The sequence below is a fragment of the Burkholderia sp. WTPI3 genome (genome assembly GCF_021483755.1).
In the GTDB taxonomy this organism is placed as follows: Bacteria; Pseudomonadota; Gammaproteobacteria; order Burkholderiales; family Burkholderiaceae; genus Burkholderia.
In genome coordinates this window covers 33,653-50,779 of sequence record NZ_JAGIXF010000053.1, presented here as the reverse complement: position 1 = coordinate 50,779, position 17,127 = coordinate 33,653, and the positions used below count along the sequence as shown (strand labels likewise).

Below are 17,127 nucleotides of genomic sequence, written 5' to 3'. Positions count from 1 at the left end.
GCTCGCCGAGCGATGCGAGCGGCAGCAGGGTGATCGTGACGGCGAGCTGGTACGCATTGACGATCCAGATCGATGCGGCGTCGGACGCGTGCAGGTCGCGCGCGATCGTCGGCAGCGCAACGTTAGCGATCGCGCCGTCGAGTACGGCGAGCGTGATGCCCAGTGCGACGCAGACGATCGCCCAGTAGCGTTGCGGAAGCGGCAGGCCGATATCGGCGTTCATGACGGGAGCGAAAGTGGGGTTGTCCGCGCGCCCGGATGCCGGTTGCGTGCGCAACCATGCCCACGGGTGGAGGCGGCGGTGAATGGCCAGGCCGGCACGGTAACTGCGCCGAAGCGGGACCGATCGAGTGTATCACCGGCTCGCATCGGCCGCCGTCGACGCGCGCTCAGCCTTCGAAGTCGAGGCCGCCGAGCCGCACCAGCGGGTCGGCCTGCGTGCGCGATGCCAGATCGATGTCGCGTGCGCCTTCCCATGCGCTCAGCTTCCTCGGCAGCGCGCCCAGGTAGTGCTCGAAGCGTGCGGGCCCGTCGGGCTCCATCAGCCGTTCGATCTCGTCGCCGTCCCAGGTCAGCTCGAGGTTCAGCGGATGCACATAGCCGCTCACATGCTCGTGCGGTGCGCTGCGGATTCGTACGCGCGTCGGTTGCCCGTGTCCGCCGTACGGGATGACGTCGGCCTGGACGTGATCGGCGAAGAAAGCGGCGATTGCCTGCGCGATGCGCGGTGCGAATTCGGTATCGAAACGGCGGGCGGTTTCGGGCTGCATGAAGGCGTCTCCTGTATGCCGAAAATCGTAGCACGGCGGTGCCGCGTTTCGGCGTGCGTGATACCCGTAATGGCGCGTTACCACTTGCTGCATCTATTACGGCCGGGTGCCGCCACAATGCATCGCATCCAGTACCACTTCGCGTGGGAGTCCATCATGAAAAAAATTGCCGCAGTATGTGTCCTCGCCGGTTCGCTCGTCGCGGCGGGTCCGGCGTCCGCACACGGCCGCGATGGCGGCGCCGTCATCGGCGCGCTGATCGGCGGCGCGGTGCTCGGCGCGATCGTGACGTCCGCGATCAATCCGCCCGTCGCGTACCAGGCGCCCGTGTATCAGGCGCCGGCCTATCAGCCGCCGACCTACTACCAGGCACCGGCGTATCAGCAGCCGGACTATCCGACCTATCAGCAGGCGCAGTATCAGGGCGACGGCCCGAACTATTGCTACGACCGCTATCAGCGTGCGTACGTGTGCGGTGCGCCCGTATCGGGTGGCTATGCACAGCCGGCCGGCTGGTAAGCGGGAGGATGGCCGGATTCGGCGCGGCGTGGTACGCGCCGATCGAGCCGCCGGTACGCAGGACGACAAAAAGCAAGGCCCTCGCATGATGCGGGGGCCTTTGTCATTTCGCGAATACAGATTCTCGTGCGCTACACGGCACGCCGCGCGAGGCGGCGTGCGGATACAAACGGTTGCAATTGGACCGCCTGGCTCAGTGGCGATGACCGCCGCCGTCGCCATGACCGCGCCCGCCACCGCCTTCGTTCCAGTCGCTGCGACGTCCGCCGCCGTGACCCCAGCCGCCTCGATGGTAGTCGCGACGTCCGCGGTCCCAGTCGCGTCCGCCGCCGCCACCGCCCCAGATATTGACTGTGCCGTAGACCGGTGACGGGCCGTACGCATAGCCGGGATCGGAATAGTAGGGCTGTCCGTAGCCGTATCCGGCCTCCGGACCGACGACGCAGCCGGCCAGCAACGTGGCGACGCCGGCGGCAGCAATGAGCTTCAGCATGATGTTCTCCCTTGGTTCCCCTATAAGTACCGCGCGCGGAGATTGCCGGCTGTTTGCAATTGTGTCGTCAAATTACAGATTCGTAAGCCGTTGCGACGAAAGTGTTAGCATCCGGGGCCTATTTTGTTTATGAGGAGCATATCGATGAAATTCGCGATCCGGGCTGTCCTGGCCGCCATTTGCGTCACGACCGCCGCCGCGTGCGCGGCCGGGCCCGCATCGGCGCCCGCCGTGTCGGCCGAGTCGATCAAGATGTTCCCGCAGCCGGCGGCCGGGCAGCAGCGTGCAGTGATCGCGCTGCCCGCGCTCGAGAACGAGGGCGACGCTCGCGTCGAGCTGATGATCGGCAAGACGCTGCAGACCGACTGCAACCAGCAATGGTTCGGCGGCGAGCTGACCGCCGAGGACGTGAAGGGCTGGGGCTATACGTACTATCGGCTGACCGACGTGAAGGGGCCGGCATCGACGCTGATGGCGTGCCCGGGCCAGGCGCCGCAGCAGCGGTTCGTCCAGGTGCGCGGCGACGGCCAGCTGCTGCGCTACAACAGCCGTCTGCCGCTCGTCGTGTACGTGCCGGACGGTTTCGACGTGCGCTACCGCGTGTGGCATGCGTCGAAGGACGTGCAGCATGCAGTGACGCAGTAAAGCGGTATTGGCGCGGCCGCGCGGGGCGCCTGTCGCCGCGTGGCTGCGTGCGGTTTGCACGATATTTCCCGATCACGACGGCTTGCGCCGTCGCCTGCCTGAATCCATATCGCCAGTTCGACTGTCACGTAGACGCGCGAGCGCATGTCGCATGTCGTCGTGATGACGCTGCGATGAATGACAGAGGATACCGAACGGTTGATGCGAAGCACGCCAGATTATTTATTTACAAAGTAGCCTGGCGTACTTACGATGAGGCCACCTTGGGCTAGTGGAACATCGTATGCGTACAGTCGATCGGGCAACGCTTGCCGCGCTCTGTCTTGGTCTTGCCGCATGCGGTGGCGGCGACGACAACGCGGGGCCCGCACCGCAGACAGTTGCGAGCACATCGACATCGCCGGCCGAACCTGCCGGCGCGGCATCCGGCGCTTCGGCTTCATCGGCCACATCCACTTCATCGACGAATTCCGGCAGTGCTGTGCCGACGGCCGGTTCGTCCAGCACGGCCGGCGCGACACTTCAGCCCGTCAACGGCGCCAAGCCGGTTGTCATCGCGGACATGACGATCGCTCCGGCCACGGACGGCAGCGATCAGGCCGACGCACTGCAGAAGGCAATCGACAGCCTGCAGGCCGGCCAGCGCCTGATCATCGCACCGGGGCGTTACGTCGTCGGGCATTCGCTCGCGGTGACGGTGCCGCAGGCGGTGATTTCCGGATACGGCGCGACGCTGGCCGCCACGAATCCGGCCGACCAGACGATCGTGATGAGCGGCACCGGTTCGACGCTCGTCGGCGTGACGCTGGCCGGCACCGGCACGACGCGCCTCACGACGCCCGAGTCGACCAAGGTCGAGGTGACGGGCACGGACGTTCAGGTGCTCGGCGTGACGATCCAGGGCGGTGCAAGCGCCGGGATCTTCGTGTTCGGCGGCAGCGGCGTCGCGATCGTGGACAACACCGTGCGGGCGACGCTCGCCGACGGCATCCATACGACCTACGGTTCGACCAACGTGCTGGTGCAGAACAACACGGTGACCGGCACCGGCGACGATCTGATCGCCGTGGTCAGCTATATCGGCGACGGCCGTCTGAGCAGCAACGTGCTGATCGACCATAACGCGGTGTCGGGCAACGCTTGGGGGCGCGGCATTTCAGTCGTCGGCGGGCAGGGCGTGACGATCTCGAACAACACGGTCGACGGCGTTCAGAAGGCGGCGGGCATCCTCGTCGCGCAGGAAGACAGCTGGCAGACATACGGGGCGTCGAATGTCGTCATCAAGGGCAATACCGTCACCAACATCCAGAACTCGACCGTGAACAACGGGCTTCAGCCGACGCAGCAGGCTGCGATCGAACTGGATACGTGGTCGGGGACGGTGTCGGACGTCGCGGTGACCGATAACCGGGTGTCGGGAGTCGGGTATTCGGGGTTTCGGGCGTACGGGAACGTGTGCTCGTTCAGCGTGACGGGGAATACGTTCGCTTCGATCGTCGGCTCGCCGGTGCAGTTGCTGACGAACGGCTGCGCGGCGAGCCAGATCGTCGTCGATGCGAACCAGCTTGGCGATGGCACCGTGCTGGCGCTGCCGGCCGGGGCGTCGTTGGCGGGGGCGTTGACGGTGGCCGGGGCGAGCGCGAGCTTGATGCCGCAGGTCAGGACGGGGTTGATGCAGTGAGGAGCGCCGGACGGTGCCTTTGTACAAGCCCGTTTGCCGCACTGCCTTCATAAACCGAACGGATACAGCTCCACCGAGCGCCGGGTTGCGACTGTCGACAGCGGGTTGATCAGGGCCGCTACGTCTACCGCACCGGGGGCGACAACAGCCGTCGAAGACGCCGGGCATTCTGCGCTTACCGATCTGGCGGCAATCGTCGGGGCGAATGAGAAAAGCCCGCTTGCTGACGCAGAGCGGGCTTCGAAATTGGTTGCGGGGATAGGATTTGAACCTATGACCTTCGGGTTATGAGCCCGACGAGCTGCCAGACTGCTCCACCCCGCGGCGCGAAGTGTACGCGGAGTGCTACCTCCGTGTCAAACGAATGGGGCAATCTCTTTACGATGCGCGCCCGGTATTGCTGGCCGGCCCTGTCTCTGGCGCTGCGAAGGGGCTTGGCCATTGTCTCTCCAGCCTTCCCGGCGAAGCATCACGTACACGCGCGGCGCACCGTCATGCACTCGCACTTCCGTGATCTCCTTGATGCGCATTTCCAGTGCACTTTGATCCCGCGCGACCGACTCGTAACGGTAGACCGTGCGGGACAGTTGCAACAACGCGCAGGTGTGCCGCTGGCTTGCGCCGAAGTTAACCTGTTCTCGAGCAACGCCGAGCCGATCGAAACGAAGACAGGCCTGGCGCACTACGCGCTTAAGCCGTTTTCGCTCAAAACAGCGGTTACGACGGAAGTTTGGTCGGTTGACCAGGTGCGCGTAACGACCGCCGAAGGCACCGCGATTCTGCCGCCGTTCGAGTCGTTCCAGCACGCGCTTGGGGCCGCGCCTGAACTGTACTGGATGATTTGGCGCGACGAGTCCCGACGTGCGCCGAAGGCGGCCACCGAACCGCCCAAGCCAGGTCAGGAGGCGCCGCACGAACGGGCAGTCGCGGTGAACCGAGAGGTGCTCCGCGGCTTGGAGTTCGCCCTTGTGGGCGCCAACGGTCAACCCGTCGATCCCGCCGCGCGGCGCCAACTCGACGTTACCTTGTCTTGCACGAATGGCAATCTGGTTGGCATGCGCGAGCGGAAGCTGGCGCTACGGGATGGGGACTCCGCTGACGAGATTGTGCTGCTGGCTCCGCCGAGTGCAAGCCCCGCGCCGGTTTTTCGTCGGGGGGAGCTTTGGGAGCTGCTGTTTTGGCTGGTTCCACAGGCGATACGGCTGAATGCCGATGGCCTCGCTCAATTCAAGCGGCTGTGTACCCGTTTTGCGATGTTTGCGCCCGACGCCGGGCGCCGCTTCGATGCCCTGGTGTCTCTGTCAAACGCTCGCATACGTCGTTGGATGCCCGGCAAGCCCGCTTCTGCTTTTGTACAAGGGCTGGAGATTCGGCTCGTGATCGACGAGCAGCGCTTTCTGCGGTTCAGTCTTGATGGGCTGGGTCGCGCGATGGAGCGATTTTTTACGCCCTATGTGCCGGTTACCAGCTTCGTGCAAGTTGTGTTGTTTTCGGCCGATACGGGCGCGGTGCTGCGACGCGGTGAACCCTGCCCGGGAAGCCAGCCACTTGCCTGATAGACGACCTGGGCGAATGCGAGAGAAAGGAAATTGCAAAGGAGTATTTCAGACATCTTTCGTTCGCAAACGTTTTGTCCTACATTAGCGGGGCCTCGCGCTGGTAAGCCAGTTGGGGACAGAACCTGAGACGAAAATAAAGGGTATTCAAATGAGTTTCGCCCCGAATGGCGGTGTTCCGGTCGGTTCCGGCGGGAATCTGTTGGGCTCGCTGAGCGCGCTTGGCGGCCTTGCCGGGCCGGTTGCGTCCACGGTGGCAGGCCAGATTGGCCCGCTCGCCGGCGTCGCCGGTCATCTCGACACCGTGCAGCGTGCTGTCCAGCTTGCGCAGACCGGCTTCTCATTGATGAACAAGACGCCCGCCGCTATTGCGGACGCGCTTAACAATGCTACAGGTGGCGTCGCTCGCCTGACGCAGCTGAACCGATACGTGACGATCGACTCGCCGCTTGGTCCGGACGTGCTGCTGGTCAGCACCGCGGTTATCGATGAACACGTGAACCGGCTGCCGGAGATCCACCTCGATTTGCTGTCGCACCAGCATGATCTGACACCCGACCACCTGATCGGTCAACCGATCAAGATCCGACTCGACCAGAGCGCGCGGCAGTCGACGCTGCAACGCATCGTTTCGTCAGGTGCTGCCGATAGCATTCGCTACTTCGACGGCTACGTCACGTCGTTCGACCGGGCCGGCAACCCGGGCAAGGTGACGCAATATCAAATGACGGTGGCGCCGTGGTTCTGGTTTCTGACGCGTTCGACCGACTGCCGGATTTTCCAGAACAAGACCGCTCAGGACATCCTCACCGAGATTTTCCAGGATCACGGGTTCACCGATTTCGAGTTCGACATCCGGACCGCGCAGAAGCCGCTCGAATACATCGTGATGTACCAGGAGTCGTATTACAACTTCTGTGCGCGTCTGATGGAGCAGGAAGGCCTGATCTGGACGCACCGGTACGAGAAGGAAAAGCACTTCCTTGTCATCGGCGATACGAATTTCGTTTTCCGCCCAATCGCTGGGTTGGCCAATTTGCCGTATGCCGCCACCGCGGCGAGTGAAGACAACGGTATCGACCAGTTGCATGAAGGTCGACGTTTCGGCGTCGGCAAGATCGCCTTTCGCGACTTCAATCACCAGAATCCGTCGTCGCCGCTGATGCTGGCGCAGGCCGAGCCGGAGAATCTCCGGCATGCGGGGCTCGAGACAACGGAGCGTTTCGAACATCAGTCATTGTTCGACTACGGCGATGACGGCGACCGTTACGCACGCATTGCGATGCAAGCGGAAGAAGCAAGCGCGCATCGCTATACGGGCGGCGGCTATGCGTGGCGGATGACGTCTGCAGGCAGCGTGACGGTGACGAACCATCCCGTCATGGCGAACAATCAGGAATACGCCATTCTGCACGTGCGTCACGAGGCGGTGAACGACTACACGGAACACAACGCAAATCTGCCGTACCGCAATACATTTTCTCTGCTCCCAAAGAAGTTTCCATATCGTTCGCCCAGAAATACCCCGAAGCCCGTCATTCACGGCACGCAGTCGGCAATTGTGGTCGGCCCGAAGGGCGAAGAAATCCACACCAACGGGAGTGCCGTGAAGGTGCACTTCCTGTGGGATCGCCGCGGCAAGATGGATGGCTCGGATTCGATGTGGATCCGTGTGTCACAGCCGTGGGCGGGCGACGGGTGGGGCGCGGCCGCGATCCCACGGATCAACCAAGAGGTCTTGGTCGCGTTTAATCAGGGGGATCCCGACAATCCGGTCATCGTGGGGCGCGTGTACAACGGCGAGCAGGGCAATCCATACCACGGCGCCGCAGGGCAAACGATGGGGATCAAGAGCCAGACGCACAAAGGCGCGGGCTCTAACGAGCTGCGGTTTTCCGACGTGAACGGTGCGCAAGAAGTCTTTCTGCACGCGCAGAAGGATATGAACACGGTCATCAAGGATTCGGAAACGCACACGGTCGAGGCCGGCGCACGTACCATTTCTCTGCTCAAGGGCAGCGAGACGAAGCAGATCGCGCAAGGCGGGTTGAAGGAAACCATCGCGCTGACTCGCGACACCACGGCGAACGTCATCAACACGAAGGCCATCGCGAGCAAAGCCGGGCCCGGCATGCAGAGCCATCAGGCAAGCGACGGTATCGAGCATCGCGTCGGAGAAGGCGTCGTCACGATGACGCCGGACAGCATCAAGCTGACCTTCGGTCCCTCGACGATTGTCATCAACGCGAACGGCATCTATCTCGACGGACCGGTCATCCATCTGAATCGGGGCAGCGCGCAGTCAGCTGAACAAGCCCTCGCGCTTGAGTGGGCGGCCGAGCAAGCAACCATCGCGAAGGGGCTGGCGAGTCCCGACCCCGCGACTCGCGCGGCCGCAGCCAAGCTGGCGAGTTCGCTGAAAGCACAGCAATTGGCGAAACTCGCCGATCACGTCTATCACCCGAACGATCCGCCGCCGACCGGATGGAAGATGGCCAGCAACGATCCGGAAGCGCTCAAGGCATTCGGACTGAAGCCGAGCGATTTCGAGAAAACCGGCAGCAATTTCGGTTCGCAAATGTATATCCCCGATCCGAAAGTCTTCGGCGACAGCATGAAGCCGACGGTCGCGTTCAAGGGGACGCAGCAGCTCTTCGGCGAAGACATGTCCAACAACATGGCGCAAGGGCTCGGCGCGGATGCGCCGTACTACCGCAATGCTGTCACGATCGGCAAGGACCTCGAATCCGCCGGTGCGTCGTCCGGCGTCGATTTCACCGGGCACTCGCTGGGTGGGGGGCTGGCGTCCGCAGCAGCCCAGGCCAGCGGCGGTTCAGCCGTGACCTTCAATGCAGCGGGTCTCAATCCGGAGACGGTTGCGCAATACGGCGGGACTGCTCAGGCGGCCAACATCACGGCCTACCGGGTCGATGGCGACATCCTGACGGGGCTGCAGGAAGGTCGACTCGGTCCGATCAGCGACGGTACGGCGGCGCTGATGCCCAAAGCGGTCGGCAGCCCCGTCACACTCGACGGTGAGAGCGTGACCACGGTCGGACGTCACCTGATGGGTGACGTAACGAACGGGATCAACCAGCAGGTCGCGAAGGATCAACTCGACCTCGTCTCCCAACTGAATTCATCTCACTGATGCGATACAAGAAAGCAATAGCCGCCGGCGCGATTGCCGCACTCGTTGGAGTGACCTCGCCGCTCTGGTGGCCCACTCAAGCCCAAGGGACGAACATGACTGGCTTCAAACGTTACGCACCGGAAGATTTCTTTTCGGGGCAGCAACTCACGTTGGCTCAGGCCATTCATGACGGCGATCTCAGCCGCGTTCAGCAGCTCGCGCCGAAGACCGATCTGAATGCGCCGGGCGCGAAGAATACGACGCTGCTGTCGTATGCAGTGCAGGAAATCGTCCCGGTCAAGAACGATGCGTCGAATCCGCGCTACCAGATCATTTCGGTGCTCCTGAAGAACGGGGCGGATCCCAAGGCGCCGGTGGGCGCCAGCGGCGGCTCGGTGGCCGATGTCGCGTTGCGGGCCGATACGCCGAATCTCCTTCGCGTGCTGCTGAACGGCGGGCTCGATCCCAACTGGCTATACAACGGCGACACGCCAATGATTTTCGCGGTGGCCGAGAACAGGCTGTTGCCCCAACTGAAGCTGCTGATCGAGCACAAGGCGAACGTGAATGCCCGAGATTCGCTTGGTAAGACGGCGATCTTCGAGGCGACGATGATTCAACAGTGGGACGTCGTTGACTATCTGCTTGCGCACGGCGCGGATCCCAAGGTCGCCAGCCAGCTTGGCGTTTCGTACGGGTGGGTGCTGCAGAACGAGTTGAAGAACCACACAACTGCGGATTCTCCCGCGCGGACGCGCATCGAAGAGATCCGTCGCAAGATTGTCACGGCCGGCGCGCCCTGGCCGCCGCTGGATCCTAAGGCACAACGCGCAGCGATGCGCGCGCGCGGTGAGAAAGTCGTGACGCCGGCCGGCCAAACGGATTGAACGCGCACTCCGGAAATGATGAGCGCTTTTGATTCGGCGCCGCGTGTCAGGCGAGAGGCAGTCCTTGGAGTGTCCGGGGCGCTGTACATATTCTCCCTGATGCTGCCTGCGATGTATTTCGAGAAGGAAGCGCCGCTTAGCGGGATGTCGGTTCTCGTTCAGGGCTGGTGGGGCCTGCTCATGCTCAATCCCGCATGGCTCGCCAATCCGCTCTATCTAGTTGCGATCGTTCAGCTCGCCCGGAACCGATATGCCCGCGCCAGCCTGTTTTCGGCTGCGGCGCTCGCCTGCGCACTGTGTTCGCTGCTCACGTCGAAGTGGTATTTCAACGAAGCAGGCGCGACACCGATTTCCAGCTTCGGGATCGCGTTTTACGCGTGGTTCATCGCGCAACTCACATTGCTGTTGGGCAGCGTGCGCTTGCGTCGTGAAACCACCGCTGCGCTGCCGGGCGAATGAGTTTGGGCGGGTGCGGACGCTGATATCGACAACTTCCAATTTCCAAATATTTCGAGAGAACCAGCATGACGGATTCCGAAAACCGTATCCGGATTCACGAAGGCAGCATCGTTCTGCCGGACGGTTTCGAGGATCGCACGACCAATCTCTTCGTGCCGGCCGATACGGCCGCACAGCCGAACCTCAGTGTCGCACGCGACTGGCTCAAGGACGGAGAGACCCTTGCGCCGTATATCGATCGTCAGATCGCGCTGCTCAAATCGCGGTTGCAGGGACACCGGGTGCTTTCGCGTCAGTCTGAACGGCTTGGACCTGAAACGGATGGAGTGCCTGGGGAGCGCATTGACGCTGCCTATCGGAACGGTCCGAAGACCGTTTTTCAACGGCAAGGTGCGTTCATTGTTGCCCCGGGGCGCGTGCTGATCTTTACCGCATCGAGCGCGAAGAGCTTCGGCGAAACGCTCGACGCATTGTGGCGCAACTGGCTCGACGGCTACCGTCCGGCAGAACAAGAGTCGGTATAACAACAGCAAAGGACAATCATCGTGTACGAAGCCGCACGAGTCACTGATCCGATCGATCACACCAGCGCGCTTGCGGGCTTTCTGGTCGGAGCCGTGCTGGGCATCGCCCTGATCGCCGCAGTCGCTTTCGCCACATTCACATGCGGCTTCGGCGTGGCGTTGCTGGCGGGCATGATGGCCGGTATCGGAGCGCAGGCTCTCCTATCAATAGGGGAGTCGATCGGGAAGATGTTCAGTTCGCAATCCGGCAACATCATTGCTGGTTCACCGGACGTCTACGTCAACTCCTTGTCGGCGGCCTATGCGACGCTGAGCGGCGTGGCTTGCAGCAAGCACAATCCCATTCCGCTTGTCGCGCAAGGCTCGACGAACATTTTCATCAATGGGCGTCCCGCGGCGCGAAAGGACGACAAGATTACCTGCGGCGCGACGGTCGGCGACGGTTCGCACGACACGTTTTTTCACGGCGGCACCCAGACTTACCTGCCGGTTGATGACGAAGTGCCGCCTTGGCTACGTACCGCGACGGAATGGGCGTTCGTGCTGGCGGGTCTGGTCGGCGGGTTGGGCGGACTGTTGAAGCAGGCCGGTGGCTTGTCGCGCGCCGTAATGCCGTGTGCAACGAAGTTTATCGGCGGCTACGTGCTCGGCGAAGCTGTGGGTCGCTACGTCGCTGGGCCCGCGATCAATAAGGCGATCGGCGGGTTGTTCGGCAACCCGGTCGACGTGACGACCGGGCGGAAGATTCTGCTGGCCGACTCGGAAACCGACTACGTGATCCAGAGTCCAATGCCGGTCGCGATCAAGCGGTTCTATTCGAGCGGCATTGAGTACGCGGGAACGCTCGGCCGCGGTTGGGTGCTGCCGTGGGAGCTTCGTTTGCACGCCCGCGACGGGCGCCTCTGGTACACCGACGCGCAAGGGCGCGAGAGTGGATTTCCTTTGCTGCGTGCCGGACAAGCGGCGTTCAGCGAGGCCGAGCAACGGTACCTGACCTGTACGCCTGACGGGCGCTACATTCTGCACGACCTCGGCGAGCGGTATTACGATTTCGGTCGATATGATCCGGACTCGGGGCGCATCGCTTGGGTACGCCGTATTGAGGATCAGGCGGGGCAGTGGTACCAGTTCGAGCGCGACAGCCGTGGGCGCGTCAGTGAGATTCTGACGTGCGGCGGGCTGCAAGCTGTGCTCGATTATGAGCAGGAACACGGGCGCCTTAGCGCGATTACGCTCGTTCATGGCGATGAGCGCAGGCTGGCCGTCGCTTACGGATACGACGAGAACGGCCAGCTAGCGTTGGTGACGGACGCGAACGGGTCGGTTGTGCGGCAATTTGCGTATGTCAACGGCCTGATGGCGAGCCACACAAACGCGCTGGGCTTCACGTCGAGCTACGCATGGTCGACGATCGAAGGCCAGCCGCGCGTCGTCGCGACGCGCACCAGCGAGGGCGAGGACTGGGTGTTCGAATACGACGTCGAAGGTCGGCAGACCCATGTTCGGCACGCCGATGGTCGCACCGCACACTGGCGCTTCGACGCGCAATTCCAGATTGTCGAGTACACCGAACTCGACGGCGGCTTTTACAGGATCAAGTACAACGACGCAGGTATGCCTGTGATGCTGATGCTGCCGGGTGAACGCACCGCAGCATTCGAGTACGACGACGCGGGTCGGATCGTCGCCGAGACGGATCCACTTGGGCGCACGACTCGAACTCGCTATGACGGTAACAGCATGCGGCCCGTGGAGGTTGTCGGGGCTGACGGTGGCACCTGGCGTGCCGAATACGATCCACAAGGTCGACTGCTGTTGAGTCAGGATCCGCTTGGTCGCGAAAACCGCTACGAGTATCCGAAGGGACTGACCTCGCTGCCGATCGCGCACATTGATGCACTCGGGGGACGTAAGACTCTGGAGTGGAATCGGCTCGGCGAGCTCGTTGCGCGCACTGACTGCTCTGGTAAAACCACGCGAACCCGTTTTGATCTGTTTGGCCTGCCACTTCTGCGAGAGAACGCGCTTGGTCAACGCATCACGTACGATGTGCGTCCGACCGGCGAGCCGCGCCGCATTACCTATCCCGATGGAAGTTCGGAGACCTTTGAATATGATGCGGCTGGGTTTATGGTTCGGCACGTTGGCCTTGGTGGACGAGTCCAACAGTCGCTGCGCAATGCTCGCGGGCAACTCGTCGAGGCGATCAATCCCGCAGGGCGACGGACCCGTTATCGGTACGATGCCGAGGGCCGGCTTCGCGAGCTTCAGCAGGACCACGCGCGCTATACGTTCACGTACAGTGCCGGCGGCCGACTCTTGACCGAAACGCGACCTGACGGTGTGCAGCGGCGGTTCGAGTATGGGGACGCTGGCGAATTGCTTGCTCTTGACATCGTAGGGGCGCCGATCAGCGACGCAACGACGATTCGCCCGATTCGCACTATTCGCTTTGAGCGCGACCGGATGGGCAATCTGAAGGTCCAGCATACACCGACCGAGGTGACCCGCTTTGAGCGCGACAAGGGTGACCGGACGGTGAAGGTTGAGCGTACGCCAACTCCAGCAGGTATTGCACTTGGCATCACGCCGGACGTCGTGAGCTTCGAATACGACAAAGCGGGTCGTCTTGTTGCCGAGCACGGTGTGAATGGCACAGTCGAATATGCGCTCGATGCGCTTGACAACGTGACAACGCTCGCGCTGCCTCACGATCAGACCTTGCAGATGCTGCGTTACGGCTCCGGTCATGTGCACCAGATTCGTTGTGGCGATCAGGTGGTGAGCGACTTCGAGCGCGACGATCTGCATCGTGAGGTGATGCGCACACAGGGGCGGTTGACTCAGCGTTCCGCATACGATCCGCTCGGTCGGAAGGTTTGGCAGTCGGCTGGATTCCAACCCGAAGTGTTGGGCCGTGGGCGCGGTCAATTGTGGCGCAACTACGGGTACGACGCTGCTGGCGAGCTGATCGAGATGAGTGACGGCATGCGTGGCAGTACACAGTACAACTACGATCCCGCAGGACAGCTGACCCGTCGGGTGAACACGATGGACCGGCAGGTTGAAGAATTCACGTGGGACGCCGCCGGCAACCTGCTCGACGATGCGCAGCGCAGGAGCCGCGGGTACGTCGAAGGCAACCGCCTGCTCATGTGGCAAGACCTGCGCTTCGAGTACGATCCGTTCGGCAATCTGGTGACGAAGCTGCGCGGAGCGAACCAGACGCAGCGCTTCACTTACGACGGGCAGAATCGGCTGATCGCAGTCCGAACGCAGAACGTGCGCGGTGCAGTCGAAACCCGTTTCGAATACGACCCGATTGGGCGGCGTATTGCGAAGACGGATACCAGTTTCGATGTGCGTGGCGTGAAACTGCGCAGCGAGACGAAGCGGTTTGTGTGGGAGGGGTTACGGCTCGCGCAGGAAGTGCGCGAGACTGGGGTAAGCAGCTATGTGTACAGCCCAGATGCGTCCTACTCTCCAGCGGCACGCGTCGATGCAGTTATCGCAGAGGCACTGGCGGCGGCAGCGATCGACACGGCGAAGCGAGCGTCGCGGATATACCACTTCCATACGGATCTGGTTGGCGCACCGCTGGAAGTGACCGACGAGGCTGGAGATCTGGCGTGGGCAGGGCAATATACGGCGTGGGGCAAGGTCGAGCCGAGCAGTCGACAACTGACTGCGGCACGCACGGATCAGCCGCTCCGCTACGCGGGACAGTATGCCGATGAAAATACGGGCCTTCACTACAATACTTTCCGGTTCTATGATCCGGATGTAGGTCGGTTCATCAACCACGATCCGATCGGGTTGATGGGTGGTGATAATCTGTATGCATATGCGCCCAATCCGACCGGATGGGTCGATCCGTGGGGCTGGTTCGGGGAGAAGCCTCTGAATTCGCCAGATGTGACGAAATGGCTCGATAAAGGTGGGACCGTCCACGTCGAGGTAGAGTCGGGGACGTGGGTATATACCAACGCAAAGGGTACTGTTGTCCGATATCCAAATGGCTATCCTGATTTCAGCCCGTACGCGGTTAGATCTGTGGATGTCGAGGGGTTGCAAGGGAATCATAGTAAGGCGCCAACAGGGGATTTTGGAAAGGCCGATGCTAAGGCTGGAAGTGTGGCGGATTACAAAAACAATACTTGGCACCACCACGAGAACATGGTAACTATGCAGGAAGTCCCGAAAGATATTCACGGTGAGTTCACCCATCGAGGTGGCGTCTCTAATCTGAAGAGCCAACCGTCGTGTTGAGGAGGTAATGTGCCAGTTCTGTATGGAGTAAAGCCTGCGGAGCCGCTTTTCGCTAAATTGGAATCGCAGATTGGATTCGGTATTCCGGTGGAATATGCGAATTTATTGCGAAAGTGGAATGGTTTATTTATCGATGGCGCTGATTATCTAGATCTCGACTTTTCAGGTGTCGATAATGGGATTATTTCATTTTCATCGCTATTTGGACTCGGTGCAAGCAATGGTAATTTTGATTTGGTGGAGCAAAATGAACGAGTCAGAGATGAGGTTGGATTCCTGAATGAGTTCTTTGTGATCGGAGATGATCCGGGAGGTAATTACTACGCACTTGCGAAGTTCGGTGACGCTCGCAAAGTTCTTTATTGGGATAGAACGCATCTGCATGCGGACGACACTGCTAAGCCGGATATCGCAGAGGTGGCCGAATGTGGCAATCTCTACTATGTAGCAGATGGATTCTCAGAATTTCTGGATACGATCGTCGATGGAACAAAGCAGATGCAGTTCATCCCTCTCGATGACTGGCCCGGCTAAAAGACGAATGTCGCGGCTTCCTGGAGATCGTGGCTACGAGAGCGCCGCATAGGGCGGCGCCCGGTTCGGCGGGAGTCATGCGCGGCTACGGTTTTGAGCCAAGTGTTGATTGTGCCGTGTCGTACGGTCGATTCGAATTTTCACTGATTGATTTGGCAGTGCCATTTTTGCAGTTGGGTATGCGAGAGCAATCACGCGGAGCTGCAACGTTGTCGGTCGATCAGCTGAAACGAATGCGCCAGGCACTTCGCCCATATGGACTGAAGTTGCTGGAGCCAGAATAGAAAAGGTTGGCACGCGCAGTATCGATTTCGATGTCGTCAGGGACACGAATCGAGCCGATGCAGATCCTATCTGTTCGATACGATGGTCGAGTGCCCAGCGTGTCGCGATAACGAGGCTCTTCGTCAGATTCGTCAACTCGCGCGCCAAGCCGGCTTGACTGGTCTCCCCGACAGAATCCATGCTGGTCCGCCGGCTATGGGAATAGCCGGCAACCTTTGAAGAAATACCCCCAAAAATACCCCCAGGGGGTGATCTGTAGAGGGCTCGCGCAGGACGATGCTCGGCACATTCTGCCGCTGGCCCAAACCCGCCTCGTCGCGACGCAAGATGCCGCGGGCATATTGCGGCCCAAATCTGCTCATCTGTCGACATGCTATTCATTGCCGGTCCCGACCGAGACGCACAGGAGTGGGCTGCCGTGGGCGGGAGCGTCGGGTGGTTCAAGTCGCAGTAGAAAGTCGAAGTACCGTCCGGTGAGCTTCCCGAGTTGTTCCTGTACTGCGCCGAGTCGGATCAGGCATTGGGCGTCCCAGTTCATGCCCACGACGAGCTCGCTCGTTTCGCAGTTCCACTCGCTCAGTAGAATCGCAGCGGCGCGGGCGTTTTCTTCGGCGAACCGCTCGATGCGCTGCTCGATGTAGCGCATGTCGTCACGCATCAGCGTGCCGGAGATGCGCAGTGAGACGGCGTGTGCCACCTCGTCGTGCCTCAGGTACACCGAGGCAATGCCGCCTAGATGTCGGGACACCCGATCAAGCTGTTCGTCTTCCAAATCGTCATGGACGGGCAGCGCACCCGACAAGACGTAGCGTGCTGGTTCTTCCATCGTATCCTCAGCTGATTCGGTTATCCTAGGTCTGCAGTCGGTAATGGCGTATCAAGTCGCGCGTGTCAGGGCGCTGGCTGCCGGAACCTGTCCAGAATCTGCGCTTGGCGCCGCAGGAAGGCCTCCAGTTGCAGATGCTCGTAGGCGAGTTCCTCAAGCAGCTCGACGTGTTCGGCGAGGCCGACGGGAACGAACGACGGCTCTCCATACCGCACGCGTTTGAAGATGGCGCCGGTCCGCGCCCATTTTTGGGAGAATTCTTCCAGTGTGTCTTCGACTGACTCCGCTTCGTCGTCGGTGAGCGCACCGCGAATACGGGTCATGAAGGAGTGCGTGACGGCATCGGTCGCGAAATAGACATCGGCCGGGTTCGCGATACTCTCGGCGAACTGTTGGGCATGACTGTGCCGAAAATTGTCGAGAACGGACAAGGTGCCGCAGATTTCGTAGGTGAATGACATAGCATCTACTCCAGCAAAGGACTGCTGTTTTTCGGGGCGTATGCAGTCGAATTTTCCTGCACGCGATAACGTCGAAGCTCGATCG

14 protein-coding genes, 1 tRNA gene and 2 pseudogenes are annotated in these 17,127 nt (G+C 61.4%); 10 read left to right on the top strand and 7 right to left on the bottom strand.

The genetic code is table 11. The features are described from left to right. Window positions 1-223, bottom strand: a pseudogene (locus J7024_RS25050) (MFS transporter); the annotation flags it as partial. A gap of 166 nt (window positions 224-389) precedes the next feature. Continuing rightward, a complete protein-coding gene (locus tag J7024_RS25045; RefSeq protein ID WP_124827719.1) occupies window positions 390-770 on the bottom strand; it encodes a DUF5594 family protein in 381 nt (126 codons plus the stop codon). Window positions 771-887: 117 nt separating this feature from the next. Here J7024_RS25045 and J7024_RS25040 point away from each other — a divergent pair, with 117 nt between their 5' ends. Continuing rightward, window positions 888-1,289 carry a hypothetical protein gene (locus J7024_RS25040; protein ID WP_175752564.1) on the top strand — a complete coding sequence of 134 codons (402 nt, stop codon included), beginning with the start codon at window positions 888-890 and terminating at the stop codon, window positions 1,287-1,289. Between the two features lie 193 nt (window positions 1,290-1,482). On the opposite strand, the gene J7024_RS25035 is transcribed toward J7024_RS25040, so the two are convergent. Next, window positions 1,483-1,782, bottom strand: coding sequence for a hypothetical protein (locus tag J7024_RS25035; RefSeq protein ID WP_175752565.1), 300 nt, complete (start codon window positions 1,780-1,782; stop codon window positions 1,483-1,485). Window positions 1,783-1,926: 144 nt separating this feature from the next. Between J7024_RS25035 and eco the strand changes: the two genes are divergently transcribed. Beyond that, complete coding sequence (eco, locus tag J7024_RS25030; RefSeq protein ID WP_096502123.1) at window positions 1,927-2,427, top strand: serine protease inhibitor ecotin; 501 nt, start codon at window positions 1,927-1,929, stop codon at window positions 2,425-2,427. Between the two features lie 481 nt (window positions 2,428-2,908). Continuing rightward, the gene (locus tag J7024_RS25025) at window positions 2,909-4,108 is read left to right on the top strand and encodes a right-handed parallel beta-helix repeat-containing protein (protein WP_390679621.1); all 1,200 of its coding nucleotides are present in this window, start codon (window positions 2,909-2,911) and stop codon (window positions 4,106-4,108) included. A 247-nt stretch (window positions 4,109-4,355) separates the two neighbouring features. On the opposite strand, the gene J7024_RS25020 is transcribed toward J7024_RS25025, so the two are convergent. Next, a tRNA-Met gene (locus tag J7024_RS25020) sits at window positions 4,356-4,432 on the bottom strand. 116 nt (window positions 4,433-4,548) lie between these two features. After that, window positions 4,549-4,734 (bottom strand): annotated as a pseudogene (locus tag J7024_RS25015) (IS3 family transposase); the annotation flags it as partial. On the opposite strand from J7024_RS25015, the gene J7024_RS25010 reads away from it, so the two are divergent. The 7 genes from J7024_RS25010 to J7024_RS24980 all read left to right on the top strand — a co-directional run bounded on the left by J7024_RS25010 (window position 4,714) and on the right by J7024_RS24980 (window position 15,470). Further along, a complete protein-coding gene (locus J7024_RS25010) occupies window positions 4,714-5,664 on the top strand; it encodes a type VI secretion system baseplate subunit TssF (protein ID WP_234745567.1) in 951 nt (316 codons plus the stop codon). The pseudogene J7024_RS25015 and the gene J7024_RS25010 sit on opposite strands and share 21 nt — an antisense overlap. Window positions 5,665-5,815: 151 nt before the next feature. After that, window positions 5,816-8,815, top strand: a complete 3,000-nt coding sequence (locus J7024_RS25005) for a type VI secretion system Vgr family protein (RefSeq protein WP_124827714.1) — start codon at window positions 5,816-5,818, stop codon at window positions 8,813-8,815. Then, window positions 8,815-9,684, top strand: a complete 870-nt coding sequence (locus J7024_RS25000) for an ankyrin repeat domain-containing protein (RefSeq protein WP_059599023.1) — start codon at window positions 8,815-8,817, stop codon at window positions 9,682-9,684. The genes J7024_RS25005 and J7024_RS25000 overlap by 1 nt, the downstream gene beginning before the upstream one ends. A gap of 15 nt (window positions 9,685-9,699) precedes the next feature. After that, window positions 9,700-10,143, top strand: coding sequence for a hypothetical protein (locus tag J7024_RS24995; RefSeq protein ID WP_124827712.1), 444 nt, complete (start codon window positions 9,700-9,702; stop codon window positions 10,141-10,143). Window positions 10,144-10,208: 65 nt separating this feature from the next. After that, window positions 10,209-10,667 carry a DUF1795 domain-containing protein gene (locus J7024_RS24990; RefSeq protein ID WP_124827711.1) on the top strand — a complete coding sequence of 153 codons (459 nt, stop codon included), beginning with the start codon at window positions 10,209-10,211 and terminating at the stop codon, window positions 10,665-10,667. A gap of 21 nt (window positions 10,668-10,688) precedes the next feature. Continuing rightward, a complete protein-coding gene (locus J7024_RS24985) occupies window positions 10,689-14,936 on the top strand; it encodes an RHS repeat-associated core domain-containing protein (RefSeq protein WP_234745566.1) in 4,248 nt (1,415 codons plus the stop codon). A 9-nt stretch (window positions 14,937-14,945) separates the two neighbouring features. Beyond that, a complete protein-coding gene (locus J7024_RS24980; RefSeq protein ID WP_124827709.1) occupies window positions 14,946-15,470 on the top strand; it encodes an SMI1/KNR4 family protein in 525 nt (174 codons plus the stop codon). 658 nt (window positions 15,471-16,128) lie between these two features. Here J7024_RS24980 and J7024_RS24975 read toward each other — a convergent pair. Both J7024_RS24975 and J7024_RS24970 read right to left on the bottom strand, forming a co-directional pair. Continuing rightward, complete coding sequence (locus tag J7024_RS24975; protein WP_124827708.1) at window positions 16,129-16,581, bottom strand: hypothetical protein; 453 nt, start codon at window positions 16,579-16,581, stop codon at window positions 16,129-16,131. 65 nt (window positions 16,582-16,646) lie between these two features. Beyond that, on the bottom strand, window positions 16,647-17,042 hold the full coding sequence (locus J7024_RS24970; protein WP_124827707.1) for a hypothetical protein: 396 nt from the start codon (window positions 17,040-17,042) through the stop codon (window positions 16,647-16,649). Window positions 17,043-17,127 lie beyond the last annotated feature (85 nt).